The sequence below is a fragment of the Streptomyces sp. NPDC111802 genome (assembly GCF_055634335.1).
On the sequence record NZ_JBVKCZ010000030.1, the window covers coordinates 68,106 to 83,346 of the forward strand.

Genomic DNA, 15,241 nt, shown 5'->3' on the forward strand with positions numbered 1-15,241 from the left:
GAATTGAGCGCCCACTGGGATCAGTGACGCTCCTGTGGAGACCATGTAACAGCGGTGAAGACGCCGCGATCAAGGCGGCGCGACCGTACGGGCGAGCGAATACAGGTGAGCGAATACAGGCGAGGGCCTGCCGCGGCCTTCCCATCGGGGCGGACGGGATGACCACGACAGGCCCACAGCCCCGTACGCCGTTGTACGGAACCTCGCCGGTCCGGGGTGCTGTCACCGCGGCCGACCGTGACGATGTTGCTGGTCAGGGCACGATCGGAGCCGGCCGCGGCGTCTTGGGGGGCTGTTCTCAGCCCAGGCGCTGCACCAGAGCGTGGTACTCGTCCCACAGCTCCTTGGGCGTGTGGTCGCCGAAGGTGTTGAGGTGGTCGGGGACGAGCGCGGCCTCCTCGCGCCAGACCTCCTTGTCGACGGTGAGCAGGAAGTCGAGGTCGGAGTCGGCCAGTTCGAGGCCGTTGGTGTCCAGCGCGCCCTTGGCCGGCAGGATGCCGATCGGCGTCTTGACGCCCTCGGCCTTGCCCTCGAGGCGCTCGACGATCCACTTCAGGACGCGGCTGTTCTCACCGAAGCCGGGCCAGACGAACTTGCCCTCGTCGTTCTTGCGGAACCAGTTGACGTAGTAGATCTTCGGAAGCTTCGCCTGGTCCTTGCCCTTGGCGACGTCGACCCAGTGGCCCATGTAGTCGCCCATGTTGTAGCCGCAGAACGGCAGCATCGCGAACGGGTCGCGGCGCAGCTCGCCGACCTTGCCCTCGGCGGCGGCGGTCTTCTCGCTGGCCACGTTGGCCCCGAGGAACACGCCGTGGTTCCAGTCGAAGGACTCCGTCACGAGCGGTACGGCGGTGGCGCGGCGGCCGCCGAAGAGGATCGCCGAGATCGGCACGCCCTTGGGGTCCTCCCACTCGGGCGCGATGATCGGGCACTGCGAGGCGGGCACGGTGAAGCGGGCGTTGGGGTGGGCGGCCGGGGTCTCGCTGCCCGGCGTCCAGTCGTTGCCCTTCCAGTCGGTCAGGTGGGCCGGAGTCTCCTCCGTCATGCCCTCCCACCAGATGTCGTTGTCGTCGGTGAGGGCGACGTTGGTGAAGACCGAGTTGCCCCACAGCGTCTTCATCGCGTTGGCGTTGGTGTGCTCACCGGTGCCGGGCGCGACGCCGAAGAAGCCGGCCTCGGGGTTGATGGCGTAGAGCCGGCCGTCCTCGCCGAAGCGCATCCAGGCGATGTCGTCGCCGATCGTCTCGACCGTCCAGCCGGAGATGGTGGGCTCCAGCATGGCGAGGTTGGTCTTGCCGCAGGCGCTCGGGAAGGCGGCGGCGACGTACTTCGACTCGCCCTGCGGCGGGGTCAGTTTGAGGATCAGCATGTGCTCGGCGAGCCAGCCCTCGTCACGGGCCATGACGGAGGCGATGCGCAGGGCGTAGCACTTCTTGCCGAGCAGGGCGTTCCCGCCGTAGCCGGAGCCGTAGGACCAGATCTCGCGGCTCTCCGGGAAGTGGGAGATGTACTTGGTCCGGTTGCAGGGCCAGGGGACGTCCTCCTGGCCCTCCTCCAGCGGGGCGCCGACGGAGTGCACGGCCTTCACGAAGAAGCCGTCGTCGCCGAGCTCGTCCAGGACGGCCTGGCCCATGCGGGTCATGGTGCGCATCGAGACGGCGACATAGGCGGAGTCGGTGATCTCCACGCCGATCGCGGAGAGCTTCGAGCCGAGCGGGCCCATGCAGAACGGGACGACGTACATGGTCCGGCCGCGCATCGAGCCGCGGAAGACGCCCTTCTCACCGGCGAAGACCTCACGCATCTCGGCGGGGTCCATCCAGTGGTTCGTCGGGCCCGCGTCCTCCTCCTTCTCGGAGCAGATGAAGGTCCGGTCCTCGACGCGCGCGACGTCGGTCGGGTCGGAGGCCGCGTAGTACGAGTTGGGGCGCTTGATCGGGTCCAGCTTCTTGAAGGTGCCCTTCGCGACCAGCTCCTCGCTCAGCCGGTCGTACTCGGCCTCGGATCCGTCACACCAGACCACGCTGTCCGGCTGCGTCAGTTCAGCGATCTCGTTGACCCACGAGATCAGCTCCTGGTGGTTGGTGGGGACGACGGGGGGAGCCGCGATGTCGCGCGCCACGGTTGCTCCTAAGTGAGGGATTTTGTCCTGAATATGCCCTTGTGTGCCCCGTGGGGGCCACGACCCGGATGCTTCGCGGGCGGGATCCGCTTTCGATCTCCGCGCTCATCCGGTGCCGACCGCACTCATTTGATCATCCGACGCGTCCGCCCATATGTCCAGAGGGCGTCACAGGTGAGCGGCGTGAGCATCGCCACTCATCGAGATGTTTTCGATGCGTCACCATGACTTCACCCCTGGTGCGCCCCTGCCGGGTACCCGTGAGACGATGGCCACTTACCGGCGCTCATCCGTCCGCTCTGACGCGTAACTTACGGTTCCGTAGGTACGATGCCCCGCATGACTGCGCCCGTCCCCGACGCGCCAACGGATCCGCCGGCCGCCGACCGCGGTTCCGAGGCGCCCTCCTTGCCACACCAGCTCGCGCACCACGCCCAGCAGCTCACGGAGGAGATCAAGCCCAGACTCCGGGGCTGGCTGCATCTCGGCATGTTCCCGGCGGTACTCATCGCCGGCCTGGCGCTCACGGCCTTCGCGGACTCCCCCCGGGGCAGACTCGCCTGCGGGATCTACGCCCTCACCGCCTGTCTGCTGTTCGGCGTGAGCGCGCTGTACCACCGGGGCAACTGGAGCCCGCGCATGGACGGCATCCTGCGCCGGCTGGATCACGCCAACATCTTCCTGATCATCGCGGGCACGTACACACCGCTGACGATGCTGCTCCTGCCGGGAGCCAAGGGCCAGTGGCTGCTGTGGGGCATCTGGGCGGCCGCGCTGGCCGGCATCGTCTTCCGGGCCTTCTGGGTGGGCGCCCCGCGCTGGCTGTACACGCCCTGCTACATCGCGATGGGCTGGGCGGCCGTCTTCTTCCTGCCCGACTTCATGCGCTCCGGCGGCATCGCGGTGCTGGTCCTGGTGATCGTCGGCGGCGTCCTCTACAGCGCCGGCGGCGTGATCTACGGCATCAAGCGCCCGAACCCGTCACCGCGCTGGTTCGGCTTCCACGAGGTGTTCCACTCCTTCACGCTGGCGGCGTTCGTCGTCCACTACGTGGGGATCTCACTGGTGGCGTACCAGCACGCGTAGCCCACCACACAACCCGTCGAGGGCCACGGCTTCCGAGCCGTGGCCCTTTTTCGCGCTCCAGAACGCTCCAGAACATGACAGCCCCATTGACAGTCACAGCTTTTTGAGAGTTACTCTCATTTCATGGTTACTGTCACTACAGATGCACGTCGCTGGTGGGCGCTCGGCGCCCTCGTCGCGAGCATGCTCACACTCGGCTTCGACATGACGATCCTCAACGTGGCGCTGCCGACGATGGCCGCCGATCTCGGCGCCACCACAGGCCAGCAGCAGTGGATGGCGGACGCGTACGTCGTCGTCTTCGCCGCGCTGATGCTGCCCGCGGGCCTGCTCGGCGACCGGTTCGGACGGCGGCTGATGCTGATCGCGGGGCTCGGGATCTTCCTCGTCGGCTCGCTGGTCGGCGCGCTGGCCGGCGACGTGAACGCGGTGATCGCCGCGCGTGCGGTGATGGGCGTCGGAGCCGCGCTGGTCACCCCACTCGCGCTCTCCGTGCTGCCCTCGCTCTTCGGCCCCGACGAGCGCACCAAGGCCGTCGGCGTCATCTCCGCCGCCTCCGCGCTCGGCCTGCCGCTCGGCCCCATCATCGGCGGCTGGCTGCTGAACCACTTCTGGTGGGGATCGGTCTTCCTGGTCAACGTCCCGATGGCCGCGATCGGCATCGCCGCCTGCGTCCTCCTGCTCCCGGAGACCAAGGATCCCGCCTCTCCCAAGGTCGACACCCTCTCCACCGCGCTCACCGCGACCGGCCTCGGCGCACTGATCTACGCGATCATCGAGGCACCCACGCGCGGCTGGGGCGACCCGCTGGTACTGGCCATGCTCGGCGCCTCGGTCGTCCTGATCGCCGCGCTGGTGCTGCGCGAACGGCGGGATCGAGCGCCCCATGCTCGACATGACCCTGCTCGCCCACCGCGGCTTCCTCTTCAACACGATCGCCGCGACCCTGGTGATGTTCGTCCTGTCCGGCCTGCTGTTCGTCCTGCCGCCGTACCTCCAGGCGGTCCTCGGCCACGACGCCCTCGGCACCGGCATCCGGCTGCTGCCGATGATGGGCGGTCTCCTGGTCGCCTCACGGACGGCCCCGCCGGTCGTCGCCCGGTTCGGTGCGCGGGCCACGGTGAGCGCGGGCCTGGTGGTGCTGGCCTTCGCCGCGATCCTCGGCAGCCGTACGACGGTCGACTCGGGCTACGGCTTCACCGCGCTGTGGCTCTCGATCACCGGACTCGGCTTCGGCTTCTCGCTCATCCCCGCGATGAACAGCGCCCTGGGCACCCTCCCCCGCGACCGCGCCGGCAGCGGCTCCGGGCTGCTGATGACCCTGCGTCAGGTCGGCGGCGCGATCGGCATCGCCCTGCTCGGCAGCCTGCTCGCGAGCACGTTCCGGGACCGGCTCGACGTCACCGGGCTGTCCGCGCGGGCCGCCGACACCGCCGGGGAGTCCGTGGTCGCGGCGCACATGGTCGCCCAGCGGGCGGGCTCGACGGAACTGATGGCCTCCGCGAACAGCGCGTACGTCCACGGCATGGCCGTCGTCCTGCTGGTGTGCGGCATCGCGGCCCTCGTCTCCGCGCTGCTGGCGGCGGCGTTCCTGCCCGGCACTCCCGCCGCGGAGGTCCCCCACACCCCGGACATGGCTGCCGAGCGGGCCGATGCCCGACAATGAGCCTCATGACACCCGCACGTCCCCTCCCCCTCCCCGACCGCCCTCAGCTGGGACTTCGTGAGCGGAAGAAGATCAAGACCCGGATGGCGATCCGCACCGCGACGTATGCCCTGATCAAGGAGCAGGGCTACGACGCCACCACGGTCGAGCAGATCGCCGAGCGCGCCGAGGTGTCGCCGTCCACCGTCTTCCGGTACTTCCCGACCAAGGAGGACATCGTCCTCACGGACGAGTACGACCCGATCCTGCTGGAGGAACTGCGCAAGCGGCCGGCGGACGAGCCGTGGATGGAGTCCCTGCGGTACGTCATGAAGCTGGCCATCGGCGCCGGACTGGAGGAGGAGTCCGAGGTCGTCCGGCTGCGCTCGCACCTGCTCGTCCAGGTCCCCGCGGTGCGCTCCCGGATGCTGGAGAGCATGTCGGTCACCGGCCGGATGCTCAGCGAGGCCATCGCCGAGCGCACCGGCATGGCACGGGACAGCTTCGAGGTGCGGGTCTTCACGATGTCCCTCATCGGCGGCCTCGCGGAGATCACCCTGTACTGGGCCGAGAACGACTTCCAGGACGACCTCCACGAGCTCCTCGACCGTGCCCTGGAGGTCATCGAGCACGGACTTCCCGCGAAAAACACCTGAGGCGCGCGCCCTGGGCCGTGGCATCCTGGCCGGGTGAACGGTCCCGAGATCCACGTGCGGTTCGCGCCCGAGCTACGTGTGTTCCTGCCCAACGGACGACGCGAGGCCGGTGCCGCCCGGGTCACCACCGACGGCGTCTCGACCCTCGGCCATGTCGTCGAGTCCCTCGGCACCCCGCTGACCGAGGTCGGCACCCTGGTCGTGGACGGCCGGGAGAGGCCGGTGTCGTACGTCCCGACGGCGGGCGAGTCCGTGACCGTACGGCCCGTCGAGCGCCCCCAGCGGGTGCCCGGCGCTCCCCTGCGCTTCCTGCTCGACGTCCACCTCGGCACCCTGGCCCGGCGGATGCGGCTGCTCGGCGTGGACACGGACTACGAGTCGACGGACATCGGCGACCCGGCGCTCGCCGCCCGCTCGGCCGCCGAGCAGCGGGTCATGCTGAGCCGTGACCGAGGTCTGCTGCGCCGCCGCGAGCTGTGGGCCGGCGCCTATGTCTACAGCACCCGCCCCGACGACCAACTCCGCGACATCCTCGACCGGTTCCGCCCCGAGCTGCGCCCCTGGACCCGCTGCACCGCCTGCAACGGCCTGCTCAAGGAGGCCACCAAGGAGGAGGTCGCGGACCAGTTGGAGGGCGGGACGCAGCGGTCGTACGACGTGTTCGCGCAGTGCACCCAGTGCGGGCGGGCGTACTGGAAGGGCGCGCACCACGAACAGCTGGTGGCCATCGTGGAGCGCGCCCTCGCCGACTACGCGAGCTGAGACTAACGCCTGCTCACATCACCCTTCCCGCACGCGATTCCGTCCCGGTTCGGGTCCAGCCGCAGCGGGTCGTCCTTGCCGTTGACCTTCAGCCGGCCGTAGTCGTTCTTCTTCAGCCAGTCGCAGCGGGACTTCGTCGTCGCCTTCACGGTCGGCGGGAAGTCCGTCGGGACGCAGACGTTGACGGAGCCGTAGTGGCGGTCGCAGCCGGAGACGGTCGGGCTGACCTTCTGCGAGGTGCGCTTCTTGCCGGGGCCCGTAACCTTGCCCGTGAGGTTGTCGGCGAAGTCGTGGACGTGCGCCGAGGCGTCCGTGGCGCTCAGGGCCCCCGGGCCCTGGAGGTGGACCCACTTGGCCACCGACGGCACTCCGTTCGCGTCGACCGCGAAGAGCATGTACCAGCCGGGCGGGGCCAGGTCGGGGTTGCTCGTGACGTTCAGGTCGACGTTGTTGCCGTCCACCGACAGCGGCAGGTCGACGAACCGCTGGTTGGGGTCGGAGGAGTGGGTGACGGCGGCCGGGCGGATCAGCTCGGCCTTGGCGATGGGCCGGTCGACGGTGATCCGCTGGGTGTCGCCGTATGTCCACTCCCTGTCGATGACCGAAGTGATCGTCGGGCGCTCGCCCTTGAGGAGATAGGGCGGGGTGTAGATCGACACGTCGTGGTTCCAGCTGCCGTTGCCCGGGTTGTCGCCCGTCGCCATCACCCGGCCGTCGGGCAGGAGGAAGGCCGAGGAGTGGTAGCCGCGCTCCTCCGGGTCGGCCGCCACCGGGTCGAAGGTGTTGGTCGCCGGGTCGTAGATCGACGACTCGTACACCGGGTCGGCCCGGTTGTGCAGCGCGCCGCCGGTCTCCAGGACCTTGCCGTCGGGCAGCAGGACGGCGGAGACGTACATCTTGCCCTGGTTGCCGGTCTGCGGGACCTTGCCGCCGCCGACGTCGACGGTGCCCTGCGGGAGCGGCGGGCCGGCGACGTAGGACGGGTTGGGCTGCTTGAGGTCGATGACGTCGGTGAGGCGGTTGGCGTCCGGGTTGGAGTCGATGTTGCCGCCGCCGATGGTGAGGACCTTCTGGTCCTGGGCCGGGGGCAGCAGCACGCTCGCGGACTGGTCGCGCTCGTCCTTGTTCCGCAGACCGGGGACCTGCGTGACCGTGTTGGCGCCGTAGTCGTAGATCGCCGAGCCGGTGCCCGGGATGTTGTTGCCGAAGACATGGCTGCCGGAGTAGAAGAGGCGGCCGTCCTGCATGAGGATCATCGACGGGTACAGGCCCCAGTACGACCAGGTCTGGTTGACCTTCCAGAGCTCCAGCCACTTCTGCTCGGCGTCCGACCACAGCTCGGCGGTGACCGAGCCGGACGAGTCCTCCTTCAGACCGCCGAAGGAGATCACGTCACCGTTGCCGAGGACGGTGGCCGACGGGTACCAGTGGCCGTCGTTCATGTCGTTCGTCCTGCTGTACGTCTCGGTGACCGGGTCGAAGACGTACGAGTCCTTGTAGCCCTCGTAGCCGTGTCCTCCCGGCACCGGATACGCCTTGTTGCCGCTCATCACGAGCACACGTCCGTCGTCGAGCTGGACGTGGCCGGCGCAGAACATGTCCTTGGGCGTGGGGATCTGCTTGTACGTGCCGTTCTGCGGGTCGTAGACCGCGCTGGTGAACGTGCCCGCCTCGAACATCTGCTCGCTGTTGCCGGAGCCGGCGATCAGCAGCACCTTGCCGTTGTTGAGGACGACGGAGTGCATGGAGCGGACCGGGTTCCGGGTGGGCAGCACGTCCCAGCGGCCGTTGGCGCACTGCTCCGCCGTGCCCGTGCACACCGGGTCGGGGACGGGGTCGGCGACCTGGTCCATCGTGTAGTCGTCGGAGGTGACGGAGCCGGTGCCGTAGACGGAGACGCCCCAGGCGATCCGGTCGGTGCCGGCGGGCACCTCGGGCGTGCGGACCGTGGCCTCGGTCCAACCTGCCGCCATCTGAAGCGTCTTGAGGTCGGTCCAGTACTGCCAGCCCGCCGTGGTGTCGTGCCGGAACAGGGTGATCGAGGTGTCGGGGGTGGTCGACTTGTACCAGAGCCCCAGGTCGTACTGCTTGCCCGGCGTGACGACCGGCGCGCACGCGGCGGACTCGGTGATGAGCGCCTTGCGGTCGCCGTCGACGCGGCGGGTGAGCGTGACCTTCATGGCCTTGCCGCCGGAGTGGGCGTCGGCCACCGTCTCGAAGGTGTAGTCGTTGTCGCCCCAGCCGGACTTCTTCCAGCAGTAGGGCATGTCGTCGCTGCCGGCGGTCTCGAAGCCGGGGTTCTTGATGAGGTTGGCGGCGGAGGCGGACTGGGGCGAGGTGAGGAGCAGACCGGTGGTCAGGGCGCCCACCCCGACCAGTGCGGTCCTTCTTCGGTGCTTGACCCAACTGCTTTTGTTCACACGGCTCTCCTTGCGGTGCGACTCCCGGGCCGCCGACCTGAACGACGGCTCGGCAGATAGACCAGCGCCTCGGTACCGACGAAGCGCAGGACGAAGGTGATGACCAGGGCCAGCGCGGTCGCGGGCAGCACGGCCAGCCCGAACTGCCCGACGAGCAGCGCGATCAGCGGGATGCGCAGCACCAGGTCGGCGTTGGCGAGCAGCGCGAACCGTACGGTGCGGTCGGCCCAGTGGCGGTGGATGCGCCGGTCGCGGAACAGCAGCTTCTCGATGAGCAGGAAGTTCCAGGCCACGCCGAACTGGTTGGCGACGATCTCCGCGGGCAGATAGTGCAGCCCCGCCTCGGTCATCAGCCACAGCGCGGCCAGGTTCGGCACGAAGCCGGTCAGCCCGATCAGCCCGAACACCACCATGCGGGACAGCGGGTCGGCCGTACGCAGCCCGGCGAGGTGCCGCAGGAAGCGCCGCCCCTCCGCCGCCGTGGACTTGGACTCGCCCGCGAACCGCTCCTGGAAGACGAACGGCACCTCGGTGACCGCGCGCGGGCGGCTGCGCACGGCCAGCTCCAGCAGGATCTTGTAGCCGAGCGGCTTCAGTGCCTCCGCGGCGATGTCGCTGCGGCGGATGGCGAAGAAGCCGCTCATCGGGTCGCTGATGCCGTGCAGCCGGCGCGGGAAGAGGGACTTGGTCAGCCAGGTCGCCATCCGCGACACCGCCACCCGGTAGCTGCCCGCGAGCCCGGCCCGGCTGCCGCCCTTGATGTACCGGGAGGCGACCACGAGTCCCGCGTTCGCGCGCTCGCCGGTGGCGACCAGCTCCGGGACGAGGGACGGCGGGTGCTGGCAGTCGCCGTCCATGACGACGATCCAGTCCGACCCGGCCGCCTTCATCCCCTCGACCACCGCGCCGCCGAGCCCGCCGACCGGGTCGTCGCGGTGGATGACGGTGACGGGGAACGGGCAGTCCTGCGCCGCCTCCTTGATGACCTGCGGGGTGTCGTCGGTGGAGTCGTCCACGAAGACGACCTCGCAGGGCAGCCGGGACGGCACCGACTCGGTGATCTGGTGCAGCAACTGCCGTACGTTCGCCGACTCGTTGAAGGTCGGTACGACGATGGTGACGGCGCCCGGCTCGGCCACCTCGGCGGCCTCCACGGCCGGATCGCCCAGCTGCTCGGGGGCGGTGTGTTCCTGGCTCATCGAACGCCTCCGGAGGCTGTCTGGATCTGGCGGATCTCGATACGGTCCTCGCCGGTGCCGAAGACGGCGACCGGCTTCGAGTGCTCGATGGCGGCCTTGACGTTGGGCAGGTCGACCGCGTCGCGCCGGACCGTCGGCGAGGCGACCACGTAGTCGAGGTCCTTCCAGCCGCGCGGCATCGTCTTGGTCACGGCCGGGTCGAGGTCGGCCTTGTAGAACCAGATGACGCCGCGTCCGGGCTCGTACCCGGCGTGCACCAGGTCCAGCCACAGCGCGTCGTCGACGAGGACACGGGTGTCCTCGGGCTCCTCCACCTCGTCGGCCAGCCACTTCGAGGCGGCCTGGTAGGGCGCGTTGGCGTCGGCGGTCACGGCCGTGCGGTCACCGTCGTACCAGCGCGGGACGACATAGGCGCCGGCGGCGATCGCGAGCACGGCCGCCAGGGCGTACCGTCCGCCCGTCAGATACCGGTGCTCGGCCTCGGACCGCCGGCGCCGCAGCACGGCGTGGGCGACGGAGGCGGTACCTCCGGCGAGGACGAGGGCGAGGAAGGGCAGTGCCTGGATGGCGTACATCGCGGGCAGGTAGCCGCTGGGGCGCATCGCCACCAGGGCGAGGATCGCCACCGCGAACGACGGTCCGGCGAGGGCGCGGGCGGTGACCGACCAGCGCCAGGTGCACAGCAGGAGCAGCGCGCCGGCGAGGCCGCCGATGATGAGGACGCGGTCGTAGTAGAGCCATGACTGCAGGACGCCGTAGGAGCCGGAGCCCTGGTCGAGGATGAAGCCCGAACCGGGCCGGGTCATCTGGTACTTGATGCCGTCCCACAGCGAGACATGCCCGCCGCCCGGGAACAACTCGCCCTTCAGCAGGGCGAACAGGGGATACGACAGACCGATCAGCGCGCATGCCGTGACGGCGCCGGTCAGGGCGAACTTACGGGTGTCGCGGTGGCTGTGCCGCCACATGGTGATGAGGACCGCGGGCAGGACGAAGAGCATCGTCTCCTTGGTCAGCACGGCCGTGGCGGCCGCGATCCCGGCTCCGAAGTGGTGCCAGAGGTGACGGCTCGGCGAGGCGGCGAGGGCGAACGCGAGCAGCGTCCACATCACCGCGAGGTTGTCGAGGAAGATCTCCCGCTGGAGGACGACCGACAGCGGCGACAGCCCGAACAGGACCATGCCGAGCCCGGCCGCCCAGCGCGGCAGGGACAGCCGCCGTCCCAGCACATAGACGAGGACCGCGCTGATCGCGCTGATGACGAGCATCGCGGCGCGCATGGTGCCGACGGTCATCGACTCGGGGCTGAGCGCGGCGGGTATCCAGGTGAGCAGGGCGAGCTGGATCCAGCCGAGGGGCGGGTGGTCGTACCAGTACGTGTAGTGGGCGAGACCCCGGCCCTCCTGGACGGCCCAGGCCTGGGCGAGATAGGTGCCCTCGTCGTCGCTGAGGGTGGGGTAGTCGGCGATGTTCCAGCCCTGTACGACGAGGATCGCCAACAGGAGCGCACCGCACAGGATCAGGTCGGACCGGGAGGAACGGAGCCGGCTCGGCGGGGCCGTTCGACCGGTCGAACGCGTTTCAGGGACAGGCTGTCTCTGCGTGGGGACCTTCGGAGTGGTCACCACGGGAAGGGTGGAGGTCACGCAGGGACGTCCTCTCGGAGGTCGCGGGTCACGTCGGCGTCGGTGAGATGCGCGCCGACGTGGCTGGTCAACTCCCAGTCGTTCTGGCCGCGCTGCTCACGCCATACGGCGCGGAGGGCGGCTCCGGCGAGGAGCACCTGGTAGAAGGGGCCGCCCACGACCAGCTTCACGTAGTGGACGAAGCGGACGCGAAGCCCGTACTGCTTGCCGAAGTCGTGCAGTCCGACGACCTCGAAGACGAAGGTGACGAGCGCGGTGACGGCCGGCAGGAAGGTGATGAAGGCGACGCTCACCGGCACGTCGAGGAAGAGCGCGATGGCCACGTTCAGCGGGATGATCAGGCCGGTGAAGGCCTGCAGGAACGGCGTGGTGAGCGTGTAGCGGGCGAGCAACCGCTGTCCGAAGGTGGGTAGTTGCTTCCAGTCCTTCTTCCGGTAGACCTGAAGGAAGCCCTGGTTCCAGCGGGTGCGCTGCTTGAGCAGCGACATCAGGCTGCCGGGCGTCTCCTCCTTGGTCACCATGTCGGAGTCGTAGGCGACGACGACCTTCTTGCCGACGCTGGACAGCCGTACGCCCAGGTCGCAGTCCTCGGCGAGGCAGTTGGGGTCCCAGCCGTCGGCTTCCCGCAGCACGTCGGTGCGTACGAAGACGGTGTTGCCGCCGAGCGGGATGAACCCCTTCTGCGCGTGCAGATGCAGCCGGGAGCGGAACCAGAAGAAGTACTCCAGGCAGTTGCGCAGGCTGTACCAGCTGGAGTGGAAGTTGATCAGCTGAACCCCGCCCTGGACCACGTCCGCGCCGGTGGTGCGGAAGGCATGGTCCACATGGGCGAGCAGCTCGGGGTGGACCTGGTCCTCGGCGTCGAAGACCCCGACGACATCGCCGCGGCAGTGCGGCAGCGCCGTGTTCATGGCCTTCGGCTTGTTCTTCTTCTCGTGGGTGTCGACGACGACGCGGACGCGCGGATCACGTGCCGCGGCCTTCTCGGCCACCGCCGTGGTCTCCGGGTCGTCGTGCCCGACGATCACGATGATCTCGAAGTCGGTGTGTGTGGACTCCAGCAGTCGCTGGATGGTGTGGTCCAGCACGGCTTGTTCGTGCCGGGCCGGCAACAGCAGCGAGAACGACCGGTGCTCGCCGCCGTCCGGTCTGCTGAACCGGGTGGAGGCGAGCACCTCGGGCGTACGCCACGCGTGCATTTGCCACCACAAGGTGAAAGCCGCCATCCAGAACAAGGCCAGCGAAACGACGGCTATGAAGACAGACGTCAGCAACAGATCCCCCCAGATCCCCAATGCCCCCTGTCGCGACGGTGAGTCACACCCGTCGCGTCACTGTGGAGAGATTAGGGGGGAACTGTGAAGCGCGAGGGCTCTTCCGATAAATAGCTTGTTTCGGAACGGTGCGGTGGAAAGCGCGAACTATCCGAACACACACCCAATTTGGACGTGCGAAACGACGCCCTCCGCTTCCGTTTCGCCTCGTCAGCTCCGCAGAGCCGCGCGCAGTCGCTCCGGATCGGTCGTCGGGGCGTCACAGGTGAAGTTACGGCAGACGTACGCCGCCGGTTCACCGCCGACGAGAGAACGGTCGGCGAGCAGCGGCAGTTCGTCACTGTCCGCAGTCCCCACCGCCACGACGGCACCGGGGGCGGTGCCCAGAAGTGCCGTACGGTGCAAGGCCCTTGTCGCCCTGTCGTCGGGGCCCGCTCCCACGATCGCGATCTCGCGGGGCCCGTCGAGGTTGGCCTCGGCCACCGCCAGACCCCAGCCGATGAAACGGGGGACGCGCGGGCCGAGGGCCTTGACGACACCCAGCGCCCGTTCGGCGGCGGTGCGGTGGGGTTCGGAACCGGTCTGGGCGGCGTAGCTCAGCAGGGCGCCGGCCGCCGCGCTCCAGCCGGAGGGGGCGGCGTTGTCGGTGGGGTCCTGCGGACGGCGGATGAGCCGCTCGGCGTCGGCGGCGGTGTCGTAGAGGGCACCGGACTCCTCGTCGACGAAGCGGGCGAGTACGTGGTCGAGCAGGAACCCGGCGAAGTCCAGCCAGACGCCCTCGCCGGTGACGGAGGCGAGCGCCAGGAAGCCCTCGGCGACGTCGGCGTAGTCCTCCAGCACGCCCGCGTTGGCGCCGACCCGGCCGTCCTTGCTGGTGCGGGCGAGACGGGCGTGGTCGTCGAGGTGCAGCCGGACGAGGAGGTCGGCTGCGCCGAGGGCCGCGTCCACCAGGTCGGGGCGGTCGAAGTAGGCGCCGGTCTCGGCGAGGGCGGCGACGGCCAGGCCGTTCCAGGCGGCGACGATCTTGTCGTCACGGTCGGGGGCGGGGCGTGTGGCGCGCTGCCGGAGCAGGCGCTCACGGATCGAGGTGATCTTCCCGGCGTCGGACAGCCCGTCCTGCCGCGGGAGCTGGAGCACTGAGGCGCCGTGCTCGAAGGTGCCCTCCTCGGTGACGCCGAAGTAGCGGGCGGCGAGCTCGGCGTCGTCGTCGCCGAGGACCTCGCGCAGTTGCCGCGGCGTCCACACGTAGTACGCGCCCTCGACGTGCTTGCCGGTCCCGTCGTCGCTGTCGGCGTCGAGGGCGGAGGCGAACCCGCCCTCGGTGGTGCGCAGTTCACGCACCATGAAGTCGGCGGTCTCCAGCGCGACCCGCCGGGCCGACTCTGAGCCGGTGGCGCGCCAGAGGTGGGCGTAGACGCGGCACAGCAGGGCGTTGTCGTACAGCATCTTCTCGAAGTGCGGCACGATCCAGTCCCGGTCGACGGAGTACCGCGCGAAGCCGCCGCCGAGCTGGTCATAGATGCCGCCGCGGGCCATCCGCTCGCAGGTGTCCTGCGCCATCTGCAGGGCGCCCTCGGCCCCGGTGCGGGCGTGGTGCCGCAGCAGGAACTCGATCACCATGGACGGCGGGAACTTGGGCGCGCCGCCGAATCCGCCGCGCTGCGGGTCGTACTCCCGGGTCAGCCCGAGCAGCGCCTGCGCGAGCTCCTGCTCGCCGGGCGCCTCGGACCCGCCGTAGGAGATCTCCCGCCCGGCGAGGTCCCGCACGATCTTCCCCGCGACATCGCCGACCTCGTCCCGCCGGTCGGTCCAGGCGCTGCGCACGCCCTCCAGTACCTGCCGGAAGGACGGCATGCCGGAGCGGGGGGCGGGCGGGAAGTAGGTGCCGAAGTAGAAGGGCTCGGCGTCCGGGGTGAGGAACACGGTCATGGGCCAGCCGCCCTGCCCGGTGGCCGCCTGCACCGCCTCCATGTAGACGGCGTCCACGTCGGGGCGTTCCTCGCGGTCGACCTTGATGTTGACGAAGTGGGCGTTGAGGTAGTCGGCGGTCTCATGGTCCTCGAAGGACTCGTGGGCCATGACGTGACACCAGTGGCAGCTGCTGTAACCGACACTGAGCAGGACCGGTTTGCCGCTCTTGCGGGCCTCCTCGAAGGCCTCGGCCGACCACGGCCACCAGTCGACCGGGTTGTCCGCGTGCTGGAGCAGGTAGGGGGACGTCTCGTGAGCCAGTCGGTTCGGCATGGGGTCCATCCTGCCGCAGTACCCGCGATACACCGGACAGCACATGGGGCGGTCCGCCCACGTGCCGGACACGAATATGTCGACAATCGCATACTCGGCCGCGACTCCACCTGATCGCCACACATTCCGCCATTCCAGGCACCACACCCCCACACACCACACCCCGACGACGGCCCACGAGCATCCG

9 protein-coding genes and 1 pseudogene are annotated in these 15,241 nt (G+C 69.4%); 4 read left to right on the forward strand and 6 right to left on the reverse strand.

The annotated features are described in order from the left end of the window. Positions 1–298: 298 nt before the first annotated feature. Positions 299–2,122 (reverse strand): phosphoenolpyruvate carboxykinase (GTP), encoded by a 1,824-nt coding sequence (locus ACZ7NC_RS29550; protein ID WP_471492536.1) that lies wholly within the window; start codon positions 2,120–2,122, stop codon positions 299–301. A 339-nt stretch (positions 2,123–2,461) separates the two neighbouring features. Between ACZ7NC_RS29550 and trhA the strand changes: the two genes are divergently transcribed. The 4 genes and pseudogenes from trhA (at position 2,462) to ACZ7NC_RS29570 (ending at position 6,271) form a co-directional block, all read left to right on the forward strand. Then, a complete protein-coding gene (trhA, locus tag ACZ7NC_RS29555; protein WP_471492537.1) occupies positions 2,462–3,208 on the forward strand; it encodes a PAQR family membrane homeostasis protein TrhA in 747 nt (248 codons plus the stop codon). 123 nt (positions 3,209–3,331) lie between these two features. Further along, positions 3,332–4,874: pseudogene (locus ACZ7NC_RS29560) on the forward strand (DHA2 family efflux MFS transporter permease subunit). A 5-nt stretch (positions 4,875–4,879) separates the two neighbouring features. Then, the gene (locus tag ACZ7NC_RS29565; RefSeq protein ID WP_471492538.1) at positions 4,880–5,509 is read left to right on the forward strand and encodes a TetR/AcrR family transcriptional regulator; all 630 of its coding nucleotides are present in this window, start codon (positions 4,880–4,882) and stop codon (positions 5,507–5,509) included. A 33-nt stretch (positions 5,510–5,542) separates the two neighbouring features. Next, entirely contained in the window at positions 5,543–6,271 is a 729-nt protein-coding gene (locus ACZ7NC_RS29570) for a Mut7-C RNAse domain-containing protein (RefSeq protein WP_471492539.1), read from the forward strand. A 2-nt stretch (positions 6,272–6,273) separates the two neighbouring features. Here ACZ7NC_RS29570 and ACZ7NC_RS29575 read toward each other — a convergent pair whose 3' ends face one another. The 5 genes from ACZ7NC_RS29575 to ACZ7NC_RS29595 form a co-directional block, all read right to left on the reverse strand. Beyond that, the gene (locus ACZ7NC_RS29575; protein WP_471492540.1) at positions 6,274–8,691 is read right to left on the reverse strand and encodes a galactose oxidase-like domain-containing protein; all 2,418 of its coding nucleotides are present in this window, start codon (positions 8,689–8,691) and stop codon (positions 6,274–6,276) included. Continuing rightward, entirely contained in the window at positions 8,688–9,890 is a 1,203-nt protein-coding gene (locus tag ACZ7NC_RS29580) for a glycosyltransferase (protein ID WP_471492541.1), read from the reverse strand. Before ACZ7NC_RS29580 ends, ACZ7NC_RS29575 begins: the two co-directional genes overlap by 4 nt. Then, positions 9,887–11,536, reverse strand: coding sequence for an ArnT family glycosyltransferase (locus tag ACZ7NC_RS29585; protein WP_471492542.1), 1,650 nt, complete (start codon positions 11,534–11,536; stop codon positions 9,887–9,889). Before ACZ7NC_RS29585 ends, ACZ7NC_RS29580 begins: the two co-directional genes overlap by 4 nt. Further along, on the reverse strand, positions 11,533–12,810 hold the full coding sequence (locus ACZ7NC_RS29590; RefSeq protein WP_471492543.1) for a glycosyltransferase: 1,278 nt from the start codon (positions 12,808–12,810) through the stop codon (positions 11,533–11,535). The genes ACZ7NC_RS29585 and ACZ7NC_RS29590 overlap by 4 nt, the downstream gene beginning before the upstream one ends. 210 nt (positions 12,811–13,020) lie before the next feature. Beyond that, positions 13,021–15,054: a thioredoxin domain-containing protein gene (locus ACZ7NC_RS29595; RefSeq protein WP_471492544.1), complete on the reverse strand. Its 2,034-nt coding sequence runs from the start codon at positions 15,052–15,054 to the stop codon at positions 13,021–13,023. Between the last annotated feature and the right edge of the window lie 187 nt (positions 15,055–15,241).

Excerpts from the sequence above, each read along its gene's own strand:
- ACZ7NC_RS29595 (WP_471492544.1), bottom strand. The coding sequence starts at position 15,054 with ATGCCGAACCGACTGGCTCACGAGACGTCCCCCTACCTGCTCCAGCAC.
- trhA (WP_471492537.1), top strand. The coding sequence starts at position 2,462 with ATGACTGCGCCCGTCCCCGACGCGCCAACGGATCCGCCGGCCGCCGAC.
- ACZ7NC_RS29565 (WP_471492538.1), top strand. The coding sequence starts at position 4,880 with ATGACACCCGCACGTCCCCTCCCCCTCCCCGACCGCCCTCAGCTGGGA.
- ACZ7NC_RS29580 (WP_471492541.1), bottom strand. The coding sequence starts at position 9,890 with ATGAGCCAGGAACACACCGCCCCCGAGCAGCTGGGCGATCCGGCCGTG.